Annotated in this window: 3 protein-coding genes; all 3 read right to left on the minus strand. The window is 40.6% G+C overall.

What is annotated here, in order from left to right:
• Positions 1 to 158: 158 nt before the first annotated feature.
• Entirely contained in the window at positions 159 to 743 is a 585-nt protein-coding gene (locus AB1414_14280) for a MotA/TolQ/ExbB proton channel family protein (protein ID MEW6608590.1), read from the minus strand.
• 311 nt (positions 744 to 1054) lie between these two features.
• Complete coding sequence (locus AB1414_14285) at positions 1055 to 1852, minus strand: DUF2162 domain-containing protein (GenBank protein ID MEW6608591.1); 798 nt, start codon at positions 1850 to 1852, stop codon at positions 1055 to 1057.
• Positions 1853 to 2038: 186 nt separating this feature from the next.
• Positions 2039 to 4255, minus strand: coding sequence for a TonB-dependent receptor (locus AB1414_14290; GenBank protein ID MEW6608592.1), 2217 nt, complete (start codon positions 4253 to 4255; stop codon positions 2039 to 2041).
• Positions 4256 to 5652: the final 1397 nt, after the last annotated feature.

Genomic DNA, 5652 nt, shown 5'->3' on the forward strand with positions numbered 1-5652 from the left:
TTGTGGGAAACAACAAATTTCCATAAATTTCTATTAGTTTCTACTAATTTCAATTTTTTTAATAATATCCCCTTATCTCCTTTATCTCCATATCTCCTTTTCTTACACCACCTGAACGCTTACAAAAAAAGGAAATTTCTGTCTCTGGTGAATAGATTTTAATTTTTTTCCTCTGCGTCTCTGCGTCTCTGCAGTGAACGGTTACCATTTCGCAGTGTTAATTCTGTCAGATACTCCATTTCCCGCATATCAGCCCTCAGCCATTTTTCCTTAACCATAGACATTAAATAGGCGGCGACGCTGCAGGCAAGACCAACAACCACCGTGGTAAAGGCAGTAACCATGCTTCCAGCCATCCCGGGCATATCTCCCCGAGCAAGGGCAGAAAGGGCAATACCCATAGGAATTAATGTTCCCATCAAACCCAGGGCAGGACCAACCCGAATGGCAAATCGAATCCTATCAAGGGATTTGACCAGTTCAAGCTCCGCTGTTTGGAGAAACCTTTCCATCTCTACATCCACATCCTTTCTATCGATGGCTGCCGATATCTTTTCGATACCCTGTTTGTATTGGTTCACGGACACAACTATACCCTGTCTCCTTTCAATCCACTCGCGTAAAAATCCACCAAAGGAGATAACCATCCAGAAAACAAGGAAAACAAGCCCAATGACCACTGGATAGAAAAGTGTGGATGAGATGACATAGAGTAATGTTTCAAAGCCGGCTAAAATATTCATTATTTCTCCTGAAAATCGGGACTCGGGACTTGGGGTTCGGGACTCGGGAAGGCTGGTAGCCGCAGGCTTCAGCCTGATTTCACCTGAACCATCAAACCATCCAATCCATTTTCATCCCCGTTTGTGCCCCAGCGGGGCATGGTCGTTCTCCTGAAAATAGACCATAGACTTATAAATCAAGGAACCGATGAAAAACAAGTTTATTCCCCCCTTAACAAAGGGGGGTAGGGGGTTGTATTCCCCTCTTGAGAGGGGTTAGGGGATTCTTTTATTCCCGAGCCCCGAGCCCCGAGTCCCGAGTCCCTTATTTTTCATCCTCCTTTGTGCCGACTTATCGGCATGGTGCGTTTCGCCTCATGTTTTACCAGATAACCGATAATCCCTGCCCCAAAAAGTAGGGCAATCAGACCCAGATTATCCTTTACCACAAGATTACTGCTATTAACAAGGAATGACCTGTATATCTCCCTTGCCTCCTCAATCTTTGCTGGCAAAACTAAAGAAGTAAGAAAATAAAGTCCAATGCCCATCATTCCCAGACCAAGCCCAATCCTTGGACTGAAGAGCGAAGAATGAAGAAAGAAAAGTTTTAAGAAAAGAGAGAATGACAAAGACAATACGATAAAGGCTGTTCCAAGTCCCAGCCCAACAAGTAGAGCAGAAAATTTAATCACATTCAACGCCGCCCAGGAGGAAAAGGTTATTGCCGTCAGGCAGACTGGACAGGGAATAAGCAATAATGCAGAATGCGAAATGCAAAATGTGGAATTGTGACGACAGGATGGATTTTGGATTCTGGATTTTGGATTTGAAGAATGTTGCGAAGTAAAATTTTGGATTAGAATAATGCCCCAGATAATCATCCCTGTAGCCATTAAACCGTGTAGATATGGGCCTTTTCTCAAAACAGGCTCAAGTATTTTTATTAATTGCTCCGAGAGTATGGAAATAAGAACAAAGCAAACCAGATACAAAGATAGGACAAGCACTGTTCCCCTCCATTTCATTTTGCTAAACCCAAGCCCTATGCCTACCTTAAGTGCGAATATGCTTAAGGTAAAGAGCATTCCGCCAAGCCATAAGATAATGTTTAAATCGGAAAGATTCATTTTTGTTCCTCCTGAAAATCGTAACCGTTCACCGCAAGATGCCATAGAAACGCAGAGAAAAAAATATTTTCCTCTCTGTTCCTCTGCGTCTCTGCGGTAAATTACCACCTGAACGGTTACCATTTTCTAACCGCAAGATTTCAAACAAAAGTGAGCCGTCCCCAAAAATACCATTTCACCAGGAATTCATCTACCACATTTTACCTCCACCGTCCATGTCCTTCCAGGTGACTTGTAGAATTGATAATACTCTTTATCAAAGAGATTATCGCAAGCTAAGGATAACTTCATATTTTCCTTGAAGGTATATCCGAGCTTCATATCTACCGTATTCACCTTATCATACGCTCCATAGACACCCTCTATCACATCGCTATTATCCGAATAGGCATACATCTTATCTACAAAATGCCAGTTGCAAGAAAAGGCTAAGGCATTTTTATGGTAGGAAAGTCCAAAGTTAGCCATCTTCTCCGGTACATACTCAAAATCCTTGCCAACCGTTTTGGGGTCAGCAGAATTTGAGGTAATCTCTGTATTCTGCAGGGTATAATTGGCAAAGGCATCCCATCTATCTGCAATCTTCATCTTACCCTCTATTTCAAACCCGGCTATCTTGCCACATCCTGCATTTTCCTTAAGGGAATAGGTGCCGGTAAGCCATCTGCTGTAGATAAGGTTATCTATCTTACTCTGGAAATATGTGGCAGAAAGGGTTATTTTACCTACCTGCTGGTCAATACCGACTTCCCAGGATTGTGTGGTTTCGCAAGAAAGCTCGGGATTACCTGCAAAGGTTCTGCCGCTTTGAAATGACTGGGTGCAATATAATTCCCAGGTTGTTGGTGGTCTGAATGCCTTGCCCCAGGAGGCACGGAGACCATCCAATTTGTACAGCCCTTTTTCAAATTGCGGCTTGTAGAGAACACCAATCTTAGGAGAAAAAGAGGAATCATCTTTATCCGCATATTTTGTTGATTTTGTGCCATCAAGTAAAGAGGTATCGTATCTCTTCCAGGTATCGTATCTTGCACCCGGGAACAGTTTCAGGGTATCCATCAGTTGAACTTCACTCTGAGTGTAAAGGGAAATAGTCTTTGCCTTGCCACCTGCCTCATAACTCGCATCACCTATGGTGGATGTTTCATCCTTCCAGTTGCTAACCCTCCAATCACGGGCTTTTGCAGAGTCGTTTCGGTAACTCAAACCTGCGGTGATAAGATTGGTTTCTCTGAAGGGAATATCCACCTGCACCTCACCAAAAAATGTATTGCGTGGAGAGGTTTTGCTCAATTTGCCAGGACCTCCATAATAAGTTGCCCCGGTTCCTGGGAATACATCGAAATTATTTGAATCAACGAGATTGAGCCTCCCTTTTAAGGCAATCTCGGAAATATTGGTATCATAACCCAAACCATAGATATTATTTTCCGATTCTCCCCAGGTGCTTAAAAAATTCGCTGGGGAGACAGTCATCTTGCCTTCCCCTGGTAACTCAACTGTCTTGTTATCAACCGGCATTCCATTTCCATCTACAAGGTTACTTCGTGGGTCACTATACCCATATTCCCGCCTATTTCCATTGAACGAAAAGGAAAGATTAGATATGGGGTTCAGATAATAGGAGAGTTTGCAACCATATTGGTTTTGGTCCCAATAGCTCTTCCCTTTATCCCCAATCAAGTAGGTTGATTTACCCTTGTTATCCATTGTTTTTTTCCAACCTGTAACCTTAGTTGTTGAAGTGCCCGGGGTTACGGATTTAGTCACTAAATCCGTCCTATCACCCTCGCTTGTTTTCATCTCAAGGTTGATGGAAAAAGATATTTTGCCCAGATTATTTCCATAGTTTAGTATGTGGCAATAGGTATTGAATGTAGAGACCGAGCTTTTGACCTCAAACGCCTCTTTTTGTGGTGATTTGGTGATAATATTTATCACCCCTCCCATCGCCTCTCCGCCGTAAAGGCTTGAAAAGGGGCCCTTTGCCACCTCTATTCTTTCAACATTCCCAATCGGTAAGTTACACAGATATGTCCCACCCACATAGCTATCATTTAGTGGTATGCCATCAAGCAATACCAGTGTCCGCTGATTACCGCTAAACCCACGCAGTGCCCCGCTACTCATCGTATCCGCAAATTTCTTGCGGCGCTGTATCACCCCTGCCTCATATTTCAATGCCTCATCCACAAATGTTACCCTTGCCTTTTTTTCCATCTCTTCTTCTGTTACCACCGAAGCACTCACCGGCACATCACCAATTCTTTTTTCTACTTTTGTTGCCGTTACTACTACATCCTCTAATTCAATCACCGTCGTTTCTGTCCCCTGTTGTTGAGCAAAACCTGTTCCTGCCAGATACAAACTCATTCCTAATCCCATCCAGAACCCTTTTTTCATTTAACAATACCCTCCTTGTGTTACGATTTTAAAAATTATAACACAAAATAAGAAACCTGTCAAGAAAAAGTTACTATGAATTAAACGAATTTTACGAATGAATACTATAGCAGTTATTATTCAAAACTTTACTTAGAAATACAAATAATGTCCCATAGGGACAACATATCGGTAGAAATAAATATCATACAAATAATGTCCCATAGGGACAATATATCGGTAAATGGCTTCCCATAAATTTTCTACCAATATATCGTTCCTACGGAACTGATTGATTTGTCTATCTATTCCTACCGATATTATGTTCCTAACGGAACGATTATTCTCATGCCTTATTTATGGGTATTATCCTATGTAAACTTCCAGTTAATAACCGCTATAATTATTAGAATATTGTAACCGTTCAGGTGGTCTGGTGTCTAGGTGTCTGAGTTACATAGACTACCAGACACTTAGACACATTTTTATTCGTCCAATTCGTGAAATTCGTGGTATGTTATACTTTCCTATATAATCAAGTAAAAAAATTACGAAAAGAGAAATTATAGCACTTATTAATCGAAATTTGACATAAATATGGCTATGAAATTCCAAATCACAAATTCCAAATTCCAAACAAATTCGAATGACCAAAATTCAAAACATTGCCCCCATAGTTTGGTATTTAGTACTTGAAATTTGGTGCTTATTTGAAATTTGGTGCTTGGGATTTGGGATTTTTTACTTATCCACTCTGAGTAAAATTTTGACTAATAACTGCTATATTTTTAGTGCTGATACCTGATGGTTGAACGGTGACCAAAAACAAAAAACCCAACCTTCGTCAAGAAAGTTGGGTATAGATTTTACCTCTTTTTTCCCCTTCCACGAAGGTACTTTTCAAAACAAGTAGTCGACCGGACTCAATTTCAGAAGTCAGAAATCAGAAGTCAGATTTTAAAGGTATTACCTTAACATCTGTTTTCTGTTCTCTGTTTTCTTATTTATTACCGTTGCGGGACAGTGCCTTGAATCTCACAAGGACTTCCTCTACCTGGTTGATTTTAAATAATTATATCATATCTTAAGTTAAAAAGTCAAGAGAAATTTTTCGACCTGTGCGGTTAGGTTTGAGGAAATTTGCTTGTAATTTCTAACCGTACAGGTCGAATTTTTTTGTAAGCTGATTAAACAGATTACATTTTTTTATTGTAAGCGGATTGAACGGATTGAGCGGATTTTTTTCCACCTGTGCGATTAGACTAATTCATCGCACAGACGCAAAGGAAAAAGTAACCGTTCACCGCAGAGATGATATGATAAAGTGTCAAGTTTGACCTGCGAAAGATTTTATGGTATACTATACAAAAAGTATTAACTAACTAAAATAAGGAGGACAAACTTATGACACAAACAAC

It is taken from the genome of bacterium (assembly GCA_040755795.1).
Lineage (GTDB): Bacteria > UBA9089 > CG2-30-40-21 > CG2-30-40-21 > SBAY01 > JBFLXS01.

Bases quoted from the DNA above. Each gene is read 5' to 3' on its own strand.
- AB1414_14280 (MEW6608590.1), bottom strand. From the start codon at position 743: ATGAATATTTTAGCCGGCTTTGAAACATTACTCTATGTCATCTCATCC.
- AB1414_14285 (MEW6608591.1), bottom strand. From the start codon at position 1,852: ATGAATCTTTCCGATTTAAACATTATCTTATGGCTTGGCGGAATGCTC.
- AB1414_14290 (MEW6608592.1), bottom strand. From the start codon at position 4,255: ATGAAAAAAGGGTTCTGGATGGGATTAGGAATGAGTTTGTATCTGGCA.